Here is a 14,109-nt window from a genome sequence, read left to right as displayed (position 1 = left end):
CGGGGTGAGGAGCGGGGGGGGGGGGGGGCCGGAGGCGCGCCACACCGGGCTCTTCGTAGGGGGGGCAGGGCGCCGGGTCGGCGGGGCCCGCCTCGCCCTCTTCCGGGGCGGACGGTCCGGGTCCTCCCTCCCCCTCGGCGGCCGCCGCGGCGCGGGCCAACTGCCAGGCCTGGGGGCGCAGGTAGCTCTCGTCGTGGGCGGCGCGGATCTTGCCCTTGACGATCAGCCAGGTGATCAGGGCGGCGACGACGCAGGCCCCGGCCAGCAGCTGAGAGACCCGCAGCCGGCCGATCATCAGGCTGTCGGTGCGCAGCCCCTCGATCCAGAAGCGGCCCAGGCCGTACCAGCCGATGTAGATAAGGAACATCTCGCCGTCAAAGCGGCGGTGTTTGGTGTAGAAGTGGAGGATCAAAAAGCCCGCCAGACACCAGAGGAACTCGTAAAAAAAGCAGGGGTGCACCGGCATGGTGGGGTCCACCGCCACCCCCAGGTCGGCCAGGGCGGTGGCGTGGCGGGAGAGGTAGGCCTCGGTGTTTTGGGAGTACATCCCCCAGGGGAGGGTGGTGTTGGAGCCGAAGGCCTCCTGGTTGAAAAAGTTGCCCCAGCGGCCCAGGGCCTGGCCGATGAAGAAGCCCATCCCCGCCAGGTCCAGCACCGGCAACACCTTCATCTTCTTGACCCGGCAGGCGATGGCCCCCACCAGGATGGCCCCGATGAGCCCGCCGTAGATGGCCATCCCGCCGGTGCGGAAGTTGAAGATCTGCCAGAGGTTGTCCTTGAACTGGTCAAAGGCGTAGGCCACATAGTAGGCCCGCGCCCCGATGATGCCGCCGAAAAAGCCCCAAAAGACCACGTCCAAAAAGTCGTCGCCCTTCACCCCGAAGAGCTTGGAGCGGCGGTAGCAGTAAAGCACCGCTAGCACCAGCCCCAAGCAGATGACCACGGCGTACCAGTAGATTTCAAAGCTGCCGATCTTGAGGGCCACGTCGTTGATTTTCAGGTCGAGCCCCAATCCGGGAAAACGCACTTCCATTGCAAAATCCTCCTTGTTTGTCGGGTGGTGGGTCCGCCCCGCGGGCGGCTATCTCTCCTCTTTCTTGGGCCAGATGATGGAGACCGCGCTGCGCTCCTGGCGCAGGATCTCGGCAAACCGGGCCTGCACGGTGGCAAAGCGAAGGGACTTGATGAAGTCGATGCTGTCGTACAGGGTGCAGCCCTGGAAATGGGCCCCCACCAGGGCGGTGGCAATGGCCTCGGGCCGGCCGAAGGTGCGGATATAGCGGCCGTAGATGCCCTTTTTGATCCGCTCGAAGTCCTCCCGGGGGAGGCCCTCCCGCCGGGCCTTTTCGATGGCCGCGTAGAGGCAGTAGGAGAACTCGCCGGTCTTCTGGGTCTCGCAGGAAAAGAGGAGGGCGTGGTAGCTGTCGCCGCTGAACACGTCATAGCCGAAGGTGGGGCCGATGATCCCCGCCTCGTACATCTCGCGGTAGAAGTCGCTGGTCTCGCCGGTGAGCAGTTCCAGGATCACCGTGTCCACCACCCGGTCAAAGGGGCTCTCCACCGGGGCCTCCTTAAAGCCTACCGTCACCAGGGGAACGGCGATCTGCAAGCTCTCCTCGGCGTAGGTCTTGACGATCTCCCGCGGCTCGTAGACCCGCTCGCGGCGCAGGGAGAAGGGGCCCTCGGGGGCCTGGCTGCAGCGCCGCCGGCAGACTTCCAGCACCTCGTCCGGGTCGATGTTGCCGGCCACCGCCAACACCATGTTGCGGGGGTCGTAGAAGAGGCGGTGCACCCGCTCCAGGGTGGCGCGGTCGATTTTTTGAATCGAGTCCACCGTGCCGGCGATGTCCTCCTTCACCGGGTCGTTGTGGTAGAGACAGCCCAGCAGGTCGAAGGTGGAGCGCCAGTCCGGGTCGTCGTCGTACATCTTGATCTCCTGGGCGATGATCCCCTTCTCCTTCTCCACGTTCTCGTCGGTCAGGTAGGGCGCACCGATCTGCCCCAGGAGGATGTCCACCGACTGGGCCACGTTCTGGGTGGCGGTGAAGAGGTAGCAGGTGCGGTCAAAACTGGTGTAGGCGTTGGCGCTGGCCCCGGTCTTGGCGAACTTCAAAAAGAGGTCGCCCTCCTCGCTCTCAAAGAGCTTGTGCTCCAAAAAGTGGGCCACCCCGGCGGGGATGTGCACTTCCTCCTCCCCGTCGAAAAAGGCGCAGTCCTGGCTACCCACCTTGCACCCCAGCAGGCAGTGGGCGGTGGAGAGCCCCTCGGTGGGGTAGAGCAGGACCGTCAGCCCGGAGGGCATGACCGCCTTCTGGTAGCCGCCTGCAAACCCCTTGGCGCGAATCGTCTCGGTGCGAACCAAATCCATCCCGTCTCCTCTCGCAAACAGTCGCTTGTCTTCCATCTCGCCGCCCCCCTAGAGCGCCCGCTGCCGGGGCTTGAGCAGGTAGCGGAGCCGCTGGGAAAAGCTGGCGCAGACGGTCATGACCTCTTCCCGGGTGGCGGCCTCAATCTGGACGGCCGCGTCCTGGGGGGACTGGGCGTCCCCCTCCAGCACCTGGCCCAGGTACCAGGGGTCCAGCTCGGCCAGGGAGTCCTCCATGGCGGTCATGCTGTTTTTCAGGTAGGCCTTGGCGTCCTGCAACTCCTCGTCGGTAAAGTTGCCGGCGGCCAGCTCCGCCAGTTCGCGGCGGATGCTCTCCTCGGCGCGGGGGACGTCCTTCTCGTCCAACCCGCAGTCCACCGTCAGCACCCCGGTCACCCGGTTGAAGCGGGCGTCGCAGTAGTAGCAGAGGCTCTGTTTCTCCCGCACGTTGGCAAAGAGGCGGGAGAAGGGCGCCCCCCCGAAGAGGGCGACGGCCGCCCGCACCGCCCCGTACTGCCCGGGGGCAAACCGGCGGGCGGGCAGGAAGCTCAGGACCAGCTTGGACTGGGTGACCGAGAGGGCCTCCTCCACCTCCCCGGGGCCCTCGGTCGAGGGCAGCGGGGGGAGGGAGAAGGCGGCGGGGCGGGGCGGCAGGCCGCCCAACTGCCGGGCAAAGACCTCGGCCGCGCCCGAGAAGTCGCCCCGGCCGCTGCAGAGGATCTCCACCTGGGCGCTCTCCAACAGCCGCTGCAGGGCCCGGTAGAGGGCCGCCCCGTCCAGGGCCAGGACCGCCTCTTTGGTGCCCAGGCGGGAGCCGGCCAGGGGGGTCCCCGCATGGAGGATCTCCCGGCTGCGCTTCAGGGCGTAGGCCCGCTTGTTGTTGATCTCGCTGTCGATCTCCTCGCAGAGGTTTTTCTGCTCCACCGCCACCTCGTCGGGGAGGAAGGCGCCCCCGGGGGCGTTGGGCCGCAGCAGCATGTCGCAGAGGAAGTCGGCCAGTTCGCCATTGATCTTCTCCCGCTTCCAGGCAAAGGCCTCGTCGATGGTCTGCACCGCCAGGCTCAACACCTGACAGCCCCCCAGGGTGGCAAGGGTGCAGTCGTAGTAGGCCCCGTAGAGGTCGTAGAGCTTGCGGTTGAGGGGGGCAAACCCGGGGTAGCGCTCGCTCCCCCGCCGCAGCAGGTAGGAGAGCATCGCCCCCTGGGCCGACGCCTCCTCGCTGCGGGGGAAGCAGAGGTTGACGGAGATGCGGTTGCAGACGTAGCGCCCGTCCCCCAGGGTGGTGAGGGAGATCCCCTCGGCAAGGGTTTTTCGTTCCATGTATGACAGTCCTTCCGTTGTCTTTCTCAAATCCATTCGCTCACCGGGCCGGGCTGCCGCTGCCCATGATGGCCTGGGCCACCCGGACCCCGTCCACCGCCGCCGAGACGATCCCCCCGGCGTAGCCCGCCCCCTCCCCGCAGGGGTAGAGGCCGAAGGCCGCCGGGGAACAGAGGTCCTCCGCCCGCAGGACGCGCACCGGGGAGGAGGTGCGGGTCTCCACCCCGGTGAGGAGGGTGTCGGCCGCATCGAAGCCGGGCAGCTTGCGCCCGAAGTCCCGCAGCCCCAGCTGAAGCATCCCGTACACCCGGGGCGGGAAGAGGCGGGAGAAGTCGGCCGGGGCGACCCCCAGGGCGTAGCTGGGGGCCACCCGGCCAAAATTCGCCCCCGGCCGCCCGGCCAAAAAGGCGTCGGCGCTCTGGCAGGGGGCCCGGTAACCGCCGCCCCCCAGGGCAAAGGCCGCCCGCTCCAGCTGGCGCTGAAAGGCGATGCCCGCCCGGGGGTCCTGGCCGAAGTCCCGGCTGTCCACCCCGGCCACCAGGGCGCTGTTGGCGTTGGGGCCGCTGCGGGCGTACTCGCTCATCCCATTGACCACCACGCCCCCCTCTTCGGAGGCGGCGGGGACCACCGTTCCCCCCGGGCACATGCAGAAGGTGTAGACCCCCTGCCCGTCCACCCGGCGGGAGAGCTGGTACTCCCCCACCGGCAGGTGGGGGTCCCCGGCCAGGTCGCCGTAGAGGCCCCGGTCGATGTCCCCCTGCAGGTGTTCGACCCGGACCCCCACCGAAAAGGGTTTGGGCGCCACCGGCAGCCCCTTGTCAAAGAGCAGCGCAAAGGTGTCCCGGGCGCTGTGGCCCACCGCCAGCACCAGCCGGGAGCAGGGGATCTTCTCCCCCCCGGCGGTACAGGAGACCACCCGGCCCCCGGCGATCTCGATTTCTTCCAGGCGGGTGTCGAAGCGGATCTCGCCCCCCAGGCGGAGGATCTCCCCCCGCACATTTCGCACCACCTGCCGCAGCCGGTCGGTGCCGATGTGGGGCTTGGCCCGGTGCAGGATCTCCTCCGGCGCGCCGAAGGCGGCCAGCTGCCGCAGCACCCAGCCGCAGCGCTCGTCCCCGATGCGGGTGGTGAGCTTGCCGTCCGAGAAGGTGCCGGCGCCCCCCTCCCCGAACTGGACGTTGCAGGCCGGGTCCAGTTCGCCGGTGCGCCAAAACCGCTCCACCGCCGCCACCCGGCGCTCCACCGGGGCGCCCCGCTCCAGCACCAGGGGGCGGTAGCCCTGCCCCGCCAGGGCCAGGGCGCAGAACATCCCCGCCGGGCCCAGACCCACCACCACCGGCCGGTGGTCCCGCACCAGGCGCACCCCCTGCTCCCGGGCGGCGAGGCGCTCTTCCAGGGCGGGGTCGCGCAGCGCCAACTCGGCGCTGCAGACATAGCGCACCCGGTCGCGGCGGCGGGCGTCGAGGGAGACCTTGGCCAGGTGGCTCTCCGCCAGTTGGGCGGGTCTCAGCCCCAGGCGGCGGAGCGCCTTCTGGCAGGCGGTGGCCGGGTCCTCCCCCAGGGGGACGGGGATATTTTGCACCAAGATGGCCAAGGGGCGGCCTCCTCTCTCAAAAATCTCTTGCGGGTCTCCTATTTGGCGCTCACCTTCACCACCACTTCATAGCTGCCGGTGGGCCAGACCATGGCCCCGCTGGTGGTAGAGAGCTGCACCGGCACGTTGTACTGGCCGTTTTTCAGCTCGATGGACGCGCCGTCCACCTCGGCGACGATGTCGGTCCCCTCCAGGGCGTCGATGTCGTCGCGCAGCCCCACGAACTTCACCCCGTAGAGGCGGCGGGTCACCACCGAGATGTCGTAGTTCTCGGGGGCGTTGATGACGTTGATGTTGGAGACGGTGAAGCTGCCGCCGTCGTAGCGGCTGCCGAAGCTGACGGCCACCGAGTCGAAGTCGTCCAGGTTGACAAAGCCGGTGGGCAGCTGGTCTTGCACCTGGAAGGTGTAGCCGTTTTTGTAGTCGAAGTCCAGCACGTTGACATAGCCCAGGGTGATGGCGGTCATCCGGTCCACCGTCTCGGCGGGGCCGGCCACCTGGATGGTGGTCTCGCTCAGGTCGTACTGCAGGGCGCTGCCGTCCAGCCCGCTGGGCAGGTTGGTGAAGGCCACCTTCAGGGGCAGGGTGGCTTTTTTCAGCACCGGGATGGTCACCTGCACCTTGGGGGTGTCGATGGAGAGAGTGCTGCCCAGCTCGATCTCGCTGCCGTCGGCGGCGTAGAGGCGGACCTCCGCCTCCACCTTGGCGGTCTTTGCCAACTTGGTGTCCTTGCCGTCCAGCCGGACCTCGGCCTTGGCCACCTGGTCCACCGCCGACTCGGGCCCCTTGACGGTGATCTCCTTGGGGTTGGCGGCGGAGGAGCCGAGGATGTAGCCCTCCTCCGCGGTGTAGCCGGAAACGGCGACGGACAGTTCGGTCTTGAGGGTCTTGACCCGGTCAAAGGTCAGCTCCACCTGCTCGGGGGAGACCGAGAGGATGGTGAAGTCGGCCGCCGAGTCGGCCTTCACCGCCCGCAGGGAGCAGGTGTACTTCCCCGCCTCGGTGACGCTGGTGAGCACCGGGTAGACCACGATGTCGGAGGGCTTGAGGGAACCCACCACCTCGCGGCGGCCCTCCACCTTGACGCGGACGGTGCGGTTTTGCCCGTCCACCACGTCCAGCCCCACTGAGGACAGGGTCTCGTTGCTGCCGGAGATGGTGATGGGCACGTCGGAGACGGTGGTGGTGATGGTGGGGCTGATGGTGAAGGCCACCACGAACCAAAAGAGGATGGCCACCCCCACCGAGAGCACCTTCATGAAGCGGCTGTCGTCCATCAGCCGCTGAAAATCGAGTTTCTTCATCTGTGTTCCCTCCTGCCAAAGGGGAAGCGGCGTTTTTTCTGCTCGGCGGCGGGGGCCTGGGGCAGCAGCTCGTTGGAGAGCAGCCGCTGCAGGTAGTCGCGCTCGATGCCCCGGTGGAGGTGGCCGTCGCAGGCCACCGAGATGAGGCCGGTCTCCTCGCTGACCACCACCACCACCGCGTCGGAGTTCTCAGAGACCCCCAGGGCCGCCCGGTGGCGGGTGCCCAGCTCCTTGCTGATCTCAAAGTTTTGGGAGAGGGGGAGGAAGCAGCCCGCCGCGCAGACGCGGCCGTCGCGCATCACCACCGCCCCGTCGTGCAGGGGGGTGTTGACGAAGAAGAGGTTGCCGAAGAGCTCGACGCTGGGCTCGGCGTCCACCACGGTGCCGGTGGAGATGATGTCCCCCAGCTTGGTCTTCCGCTCGATGACGATGAGGGCGCCGGTCTTTTTGCCCGAGAGGATGTCGGCGGCGTCACAGACCACGACGATGGCCTTCTCCACCTTTTTGCGGGTGGCGTCGTCCACCGTGGAGCCGGAGGAAAAAAACCGCAGGCTGCGCAGTTTGGTGCGGCCCACCTTCTCCAGCGCGCGGCGGATCTCGGGCTGAAAGACCACCACCAGCGTCACCACCCCGAACTGGAGGATGGCGTTGAGGAGGAATTTCAGCGATTCCAGCCCCAGTTGGGAGGCCAGCACATAGGCCACCAAAAAGATGATGACCCCCTTGAGGAGTTGGGCCGCCCGGGTCTCCCGCACCAGGATAAAGGCGACGTAGACGATATAGGAGACGATGGCCACGTCCAGAACATCCATGACGGTGATGGTCTTGATGACGCTGACCAGCGAGTCGAAAAACGTGGTGATGGCTTGCATGGATAAGCCCCCTTCTATGGCAAAGGTTACAGGTGTTTACAGGGCGGGTCCCCCCGCCCTGTCGGGGGAGGGAGGGGTCTCGATGGGCAGCAGCAGGCAGACGCTGTGGGCGGAAATGCCCTCCCGGCGGCCGGTGAAGCCCAGGTGCTCCTCGGTGGTGGCCTTGACGCTGATGTTTTCCAGTTCGGTCTGCAGGTCGCCGGCCAGGTTGCGGCGCATCTGCTCTATGTACGGGGCCAGTTTGGGGGCCTGGGCGATGACGGTGCAGTCCAGGTTGCCCAGCTTGTAGCCGCGCTCCTTCATCATCTCCCGCACCGCCCGCAGCAGGGCGCGGCTGTCGGCGCCCTTGTACATGGGGTCGGTGTCGGGGAAGTGGGCGCCGATGTCCCCCAGCGCCAGGGCGCCCAGGATGGCGTCCATGGCGGCGTGCAGCAGCACGTCGGCGTCGGAATGGCCCAGCAGCCCCTGGTCGCAGGGCAGGTCCACCCCGCCCAAAATCAGCTGTCGGCCCGGCGAAAAGGCGTGCACGTCGTACCCGTGCCCGATGCGGATCGCTTGCATCTCTACTCCCCCCTCACAGCCAGGATCTGCTCGCAGAGAGCCAGGTCTTCCGGCGTGGTGATCTTGATGTTTTGATAGCTCCCCTGCGAGAGGTAGACGCGCCGTCCGGCGCTCTCGAAGAGCTGGCAGTCGTCGGTGTAATCCCGCCCCTGGGCGAGGGCCTCCTCCATGGCGCGGCGGTAGGTCCCTACCTCGAAGATCTGCGGGGTCTGGCAGGCAAACAGGGTGGCCCGGTCAGGGGTGGAGTCGATAAAGCCGTCCTCCCCCCGCACCTTGATGGTGTCCTTCACCGGGACGGCGGCCGCCGCCCCGCCGTAGGCGATGGCGTCGCGCAGCACCCGGCGGATGAGGGCCTTGTCGCAGAGGGGGCGGGCCCCGTCGTGGACGGCCAGGTACTGGCAGCGCCCGTCGAGACAGGCGAGGCCGATGGCCGCCGACTGCTGGCGGCTCTCCCCCCCGCGGACGATCTGGCTCACCTTCGCCAGCCGCCAGCGGGCGCAGAGGTCGGCCACCTTGGCGATCGACTCCTCCCGGGTGACCACCACGATCTCGCCGATCTCCCGGCACTCCTCAAAGCACAGCAGGGTGCGGGCCAGGCAGGGGATCCCCCCCACCGGGGCAAACTGCTTGTCGATCCCTTCCATCCGGCTGGCGCTGCCGGCGGCCACCACGATGGCCGACACAAAAGGCCGCTTCTCCCCCACGGCGCACCCCTCCTCCAAACGAAAAAAGAGGCCGCCCAACCGGCTGCAAAAGGGCGGCTCAAAACGCTCTTATACGCCTAACAGTATACTATAAATCCCCTGTCGTTTAAACCCCTGATTTTTCCTGTTCGCCAAAAGTTCACAAAAGCGGCGGCCCTTCCTTGGGCGAAATGACCCCGCCGCCAAAAAAGGGGGCGAAACTTTGGCCAAAGCCCCCATTGCCAGCCCCCGCCGCGGGCGGATATAGTGTTGTTGTGCGACCATTTCGCCGGCTGTGCGCCGGCCCGATAGAAGGAGCGAGTGACAAATGGACAAACAGCAGATCAAGGCGGCCGTCTGCGCGGCCATCGACCAAAACCGGGACAAGCTCATCGCCCTGGGCAAGGACATCTTCTCCCACCCCGAGCTGGGCTATAAAGAGACCCGCACCAGCTCCCTGGTGCAGCGCACCTTTGAGGAGCTGGGGCTGCCCTATCAAAACGAGCTGGCCCTCACCGGGGTCAAGGCCCGGGCCGCCGGGCGGGACCACCGGGCCACCGTCGCGGTGATGGGGGAATTGGACGCCGTCGTCTCCCCCCTGCACCCCAACGCCGACAAGCAGACCGGCGCGGCCCACGCCTGCGGCCACAACGCCCAGATCACCACCATGTTGGGGGCGGCCATGGGCCTTTGCCTCTCGGGGGCGATGGAGCAGCTGGACGGGGACGCGGTCTTCATGGCGGTGCCCGCCGAGGAATTTGTGGAGCTGGAGTACCGGGAGAAGCTGCTGCGCGACGGCAAGATCGAATTTTTGGGCGGCAAGCAGCAGTTGATCGCCGAGGGCGCCTTTGACGACGTGGACATGGCGATGATGGTCCACTCGATGCCCGGGGCCCCCACCCCCCAGTTCACCGCTGTGGGCGCGGGCTGTTCGGGCTTTGTGGGCAAACTGGTGAAATACCGCGGCAAGGAGGCCCACGCCGGGGCCGCCCCTCACGACGGCATCAACGCCCTCAACGCCGCCTGCCTGGGGCTGATGGGCATCAACGCCCAGCGGGAGACCTTCAAGGACGAGGACGGCATCCGGGTGCACCCCATCATCACCAAGGGGGGCGACCTGGTCAACATCGTCCCCGCCGACGTGCGCATCGAGACCTATGTGCGGGGCCGGGGGATCGACGCCATCGTCGACGCCAGCAAAAAGGTGGACCGGGCCCTGCGGGGCGGGGCCATGGCCGTGGGGGCCGAGGTGGAGATCGTGCAGCTGCCCGGCTACCTGCCCATCGACACCAACCGCCAGATGGACGCCCTGTTCATGCAAAACGCCGCCGCGCTGGTGGGGGAGAAAAACGTGGTGGACGCCAGCGCCATGCCCGCCGGGGGCGGCAGCTCCGACGTGGGGGATCTGAGCCTGGTCATCCCCACCATCCAGCCGGTGGCCGGCGGCTTCAGCGGCACCGCCCACGCCATGGACTTTTTGGTCTGCGACGAGGAGATGGCCTACATCAACCCCGCCAAGATGATGGCCTGCACCGTGGTCGACCTGCTCTGCGATGGGGCCGAGGCCGCCTGCCAGGTCAAGGCCGAGTACAAGCCCACCTACACCAAGGAGACCTACCTCGCCTTCTGGCGGGAATTCGTCAAGGCCCAGTAGAAAATCCAACGCCCTTTGGCGCCCGTCGTCCCCCTTTTTTCGGGGGCGGCGGGCGCCTTTTTGGCTGTGTGCAGGGGGCCGGGAAAGACCCCGCGGGCAGGCCGGCGAAAAAGGCCCTTTCCCGCAGCCCACAGGGCCACCCCGGGGTGCTTTCCTCCTCCCCCAGAGATCCCCACCGAGCGCAGGCCGCCCCTTTCCCCTTGCCCCTTGTCCCCCCGCCAAAAAACTGGTAAAATGGGCGGACAAAACCGAAAGGAGGAAGCGGTGGATGGCCATTGTTTTGGAGACCGAACGGCTTGTTCTGCGGGAGATGGAGCAGGGGGACCTGGACGACCTGGCCCAGATGCTTCAGGACCCGCAGGGGATGCTGGCCTACGAGCACGACTTCACCCCCGAGGAGGTGCAGGGCTGGCTGGACCGGCAGCGGGGCCGCTACGCCCGGTACGGCTACGGCCTCTGGGCGGCCTGCCGAAAAGACAGCGGCGAGATGGTGGGCCAGGTGGGGCTGACGTGGCAGCCCTGCGAGGGGACGGAGGTGTTGGAGGTGGGCTACCTCCTCAAGCGCCGTTTCTGGCACCAGGGCTACGCCCGGGAGGCGGCCGCCGCCTGCCGGGACTACGCCTTCACGGTCCTGGGGGCCGAGAAGGTGCACGCCGTCATCAAAGCCGACAACCTGCCCTCCATCCGGGTGGCCCGCGCCCTGGGGATGGAGGGGGAGCGGGCCTTTCTCACCCGCTATTACAGCGGCGAGCGGCTGCACTACCTCTACGCCGTCTGCCGCCCGCCCCAGGAGGGGTGATGGGTAAAAAACGACAAAAGAGAGGGGGGACCGATCGTCCCCCCTCTCTTTTTGTGGGCGATTTTCACATCTCTCCCATCAGCGCACGGTGCGCAGGGCCTCGATGAACTGGTCGGTGAGGGCCGGGTCAAACTGGGTGCCCCGGCAGCGCACAAGCTCCACGATCCCCTCCTCAAAGGTGCGCCCCTTTTTGTAGGGCCGGTCCGAGAGGATGGCGTCAAAGCTGTCCACCAGGGTGAGCACCCGCGACAGATAAGGGATCTCCTCCCCCTTCAGGCCGTCGGGGTAACCGCTGCCGTCGTAGCGCTCGTGGTGGTGGCGGACCAGTTCGGCGGTAAAGGCCAAACTGGGCAGGTTTTGCAGGATGTAGGCCCCCTCCTCGGGGTGGCGCTTCATCTCCCCCCACTCCTCGTCGGTGAGGCCGATGGGTTTGAGCAGCACCTCTTTGGGGATGTTGATCTTCCCCACGTCGTGGACATAGGCGGCGTAGACCAACTGTCCCGCCTCCTCCGGCGGGAGGGCCAGCTGCCGGGCCATCATGTCGGCGTAGTAGACCACCCGCTCGGTGTGGCCAAAGGTGTACATGTCCCTGGAGTTGACCACGGCGATGAGGGCCCTGATGGAGGCCAGGGCTTCCTCCACCCCATCGCCCCCCTCCCGGGGGAACTGCTCCAGCAGCGAGACGTAGACCTCCACCCGGTTTTTGCGGAAGAACTTGGCCCGGTAGAGGGCGTCGTCCCCGCTGTGCACCAGCTCCTTGTAGTCCGCCTGCTGGGGGGTGCGGGCAGCCACCCCGCAGGAGATGGTCAGCCGCCCGCCGGGCAGCACCTCCTCCCCGGGGAAGGGGTGCTCCTCCACCGCGGCGCGAAGCCGCTCGGCCAGGGCGCGGGCCTCCTCCTCCCCCACCCCCGGGAGGATGAGGGAGAACTCCTCCCCGCCGTAGCGGAAAATCTGCTTTCCGTCCCCCAAGAGCTGGGTAAAGAGGCCCGCCATGGCCACCAGCGCCGCGTCGCCGGCCTGGTGCCCGTGGCAGTCGTTGTAGGTCTTGAAGTAGTCCACGTCGGCAAAGATGAGGGAGAGGGGCTGGTCCTCTCTCACCGCCCGCTCAAAATCCGCCTGCACCGCGTCGTAAAAGCTGCGGTGGTTGAGAAGGCCGGTGAGCCCGTCCACCCGCACCTGCTTCTCCAAACTGGCGATGTACTCCTGCCGGATCTGGGAGTAAAAGCCCAGCGCCCAGGCGGTGACGATGAAGGCCCCGCAAAGGAGCAGGTCGTTTTGCATCTGCAGGTTGACCCCGCCCTGGGTGGGGGCCCAGACCGCGTCGATGGCCAGGACCGCCAGGGAGCAAAAGGCCGCCAGCCCCAGGCCGACGCGCATCCCCGACTCAAAGGTGTAGCTGATGATGAGGAAGAGAAAGAGGATCTTGTACTGGCTCTCCCAGAGGCCGGTGACGGCGATGGCGAAGAAGAACACCCCCAGCATCAGCCCGCACTCCAGCGCCTTGCCCCAGCGCTGCTGTCGCTTGGTGGCCCGGCGCAGGTTGAAGAGGCAGAGGTAGATGGCCGCGGCGATGGCGATGGCCGCCAGGGGGACATACCAGACGTAGGAGGCAAACTCCGCCCCCGCGTCCACCTGCCAGTAGGCAAACTGCAAAAAGGCGATGGCGGCAAAGAAGAGGGAGAGGAGCCGGACCGAGAACAGAAAATCCTGTATGTTGAGGCGATCTGTCTTTTTGTTTGTCATTCTTGTCATCTTTGTCATCCTTGCCATCAGCCCCCCTTTCTGCCCGGGCGTTCTGCGCGCCCGGGCGTCGGTCGTTTTTTGTCACTGCTCTCTCGATTGTATGACCGATGTGTGACCCTGTCAAGGACAGATGTGCTGCAAAAAAGAGCCTCGCGGCTCTTTTTTGCGGTGCGCAGTCCCTGCTGTCTTACTTGTTCAGGCAATCGGGTTCCTTCGGCTGGTAGAAAAACCACAGGCAAGCCGAAGAGGCCATCAGGGCCGCGGCAGCAGTTGCCAGCGCCGCCAGCGCTGCATACCACTTCTTCCCTTTCACGTCCTGTCACCTCCTTTCCAGGCGGGCGTCGCAGCGCCCGCCAATTGCTTTGTCAGCCGCACCGCGGCCGGGGTGAGGGAGGCCGCCTGCCAGCAGATCGTCAGGCAGAGGGCGCCCCCGCAGCTCCTCCACCCGCCGCCGGCAAAGCCGCCGGCCAGGGAGAGGGCCGCCAAAAAGGAGGCCAGGGCCACCCCCCGCCTGCGAAAGGCGGCCCGCAGCCGCGCATCCCGCAGCCGCTTGTTGGGGTGATCCACTGGCGCCCAGAGGGAAATCGCCAGGGTGGAGAGGAGGGAGAGGGCCGCCGCCCCCGCCAGCCAGAGGGGGCGGGGCAAGGACAGGGCCCAGCCGGAGAGGAGGGCCATCCCCCAGCAGGAGAGGGCGCTCAGTGTATCAGTGACAGAAGCTGCTGCGCGACGGCAAGATCGAATTTTTGGGCGGCAAGCAGCAGTTGATCGCCGAGGGCGCCTTTGACGACGTGGACATGGCGATGATGGTCCACTCGATGCCCGGGGCCCCCACCCCCCAGTTCACCGCTGTGGGCGCGGGCTGTTCGGGCTTTGTGGGCAAACTGGTGAAATACCGCGGCAACGGCGCCACCGCCCGNTCCACCAGGATGGTGAGCTTGCCCCCCAGCCGGTCGACAAAGGTGTCGGCAATGGCCAGCCCCAGGCCGCTGCCCTCGGTGGTGCGGGAGAGGTCGCCCCGCACGAACCGCTCCTTCATCTGCTCCCCGGCGAAGTTCATCTGGTAGCTGGAGATGTTTTTGAAGATGACCGACACCGTCTTTTCGCTGTCCACAATGTCGATGTAGGCCCGGGAGCCGGGGAGGGAGTACTTGGTGATGTTGACGATCAAGTTTTCAAAGACCCGGTAGAGCTTCACCCCGTCGGTGAGCACGTAA

The 14,109-nt window shown here is 66.9% G+C and carries 14 protein-coding genes; 2 read left to right on the top strand and 12 right to left on the bottom strand.

Going from position 1 to position 14,109, the window contains the following annotated elements; genetic code table 11:
- The 8 genes from lgt to ispD all read right to left on the bottom strand — a co-directional run.
- On the bottom strand, positions 1-1,033 hold a 1,033-nt coding region (lgt, locus tag BN3266_RS07380; protein ID WP_059004647.1), incomplete at its 3' end, for a prolipoprotein diacylglyceryl transferase.
- Between the two features lie 48 nt (positions 1,034-1,081).
- Entirely contained in the window at positions 1,082-2,404 is a 1,323-nt protein-coding gene (gene yfmH / locus BN3266_RS07375; RefSeq protein WP_082671723.1) for an EF-P 5-aminopentanol modification-associated protein YfmH, read from the bottom strand.
- A gap of 12 nt (positions 2,405-2,416) precedes the next feature.
- Positions 2,417-3,685 (bottom strand): M16 family metallopeptidase, encoded by a 1,269-nt coding sequence (locus tag BN3266_RS07370; RefSeq protein WP_059004645.1) that lies wholly within the window; start codon positions 3,683-3,685, stop codon positions 2,417-2,419.
- A 40-nt stretch (positions 3,686-3,725) separates the two neighbouring features.
- Positions 3,726-5,279, bottom strand: a complete 1,554-nt coding sequence (locus BN3266_RS07365) for an NAD(P)/FAD-dependent oxidoreductase (protein WP_059004644.1) — start codon at positions 5,277-5,279, stop codon at positions 3,726-3,728.
- A gap of 38 nt (positions 5,280-5,317) precedes the next feature.
- Entirely contained in the window at positions 5,318-6,583 is a 1,266-nt protein-coding gene (locus BN3266_RS07360; protein WP_059004643.1) for a CdaR family protein, read from the bottom strand.
- Positions 6,580-7,455 (bottom strand): diadenylate cyclase CdaA, encoded by an 876-nt coding sequence (gene cdaA / locus BN3266_RS07355; protein WP_059004642.1) that lies wholly within the window; start codon positions 7,453-7,455, stop codon positions 6,580-6,582. Before cdaA ends, BN3266_RS07360 begins: the two co-directional genes overlap by 4 nt.
- Before the next feature lie 36 nt (positions 7,456-7,491).
- Positions 7,492-8,016 carry a 2-C-methyl-D-erythritol 2,4-cyclodiphosphate synthase gene (ispF, locus tag BN3266_RS07350; RefSeq protein WP_154669014.1) on the bottom strand — a complete coding sequence of 175 codons (525 nt, stop codon included), beginning with the start codon at positions 8,014-8,016 and terminating at the stop codon, positions 7,492-7,494.
- Positions 8,017-8,018: 2 nt separating this feature from the next.
- The gene (ispD, locus tag BN3266_RS07345) at positions 8,019-8,720 is read right to left on the bottom strand and encodes a 2-C-methyl-D-erythritol 4-phosphate cytidylyltransferase (protein WP_082671722.1); all 702 of its coding nucleotides are present in this window, start codon (positions 8,718-8,720) and stop codon (positions 8,019-8,021) included.
- A gap of 307 nt (positions 8,721-9,027) precedes the next feature.
- Here ispD and BN3266_RS07340 point away from each other — a divergent pair, with 307 nt between their 5' ends.
- Both BN3266_RS07340 and BN3266_RS07335 read left to right on the top strand, forming a co-directional pair.
- Entirely contained in the window at positions 9,028-10,353 is a 1,326-nt protein-coding gene (locus BN3266_RS07340; protein ID WP_059004641.1) for an amidohydrolase, read from the top strand.
- Between the two features lie 268 nt (positions 10,354-10,621).
- Positions 10,622-11,152: a GNAT family N-acetyltransferase gene (locus BN3266_RS07335; RefSeq protein ID WP_242861741.1), complete on the top strand. Its 531-nt coding sequence runs from the start codon at positions 10,622-10,624 to the stop codon at positions 11,150-11,152.
- 78 nt (positions 11,153-11,230) lie between these two features.
- On the opposite strand, the gene BN3266_RS14435 is transcribed toward BN3266_RS07335, so the two are convergent.
- The 4 genes from BN3266_RS14435 to BN3266_RS07315 form a co-directional block, all read right to left on the bottom strand.
- Complete coding sequence (locus BN3266_RS14435) at positions 11,231-12,904, bottom strand: bifunctional diguanylate cyclase/phosphohydrolase (protein WP_075109766.1); 1,674 nt, start codon at positions 12,902-12,904, stop codon at positions 11,231-11,233.
- A 178-nt stretch (positions 12,905-13,082) separates the two neighbouring features.
- Positions 13,083-13,208, bottom strand: coding sequence for a cyclic lactone autoinducer peptide (locus BN3266_RS07325; RefSeq protein WP_044993103.1), 126 nt, complete (start codon positions 13,206-13,208; stop codon positions 13,083-13,085).
- Positions 13,205-13,594: an accessory gene regulator B family protein gene (locus tag BN3266_RS07320; protein WP_278275383.1), complete on the bottom strand. Its 390-nt coding sequence runs from the start codon at positions 13,592-13,594 to the stop codon at positions 13,205-13,207. Before BN3266_RS07320 ends, BN3266_RS07325 begins: the two co-directional genes overlap by 4 nt.
- Positions 13,595-13,598: 4 nt before the next feature.
- A complete protein-coding gene (locus BN3266_RS07315) occupies positions 13,599-14,090 on the bottom strand; it encodes an ATP-binding protein (protein WP_438819064.1) in 492 nt (163 codons plus the stop codon).
- Positions 14,091-14,109 lie beyond the last annotated feature (19 nt).

Source organism: Bittarella massiliensis (ex Durand et al. 2017) (genome assembly GCF_001486165.1).
Lineage (GTDB): Bacteria > Bacillota > Clostridia > Oscillospirales > Ruminococcaceae > Bittarella > Bittarella massiliensis.
This window is presented reverse-complemented; position numbering and strand designations above follow the sequence as displayed.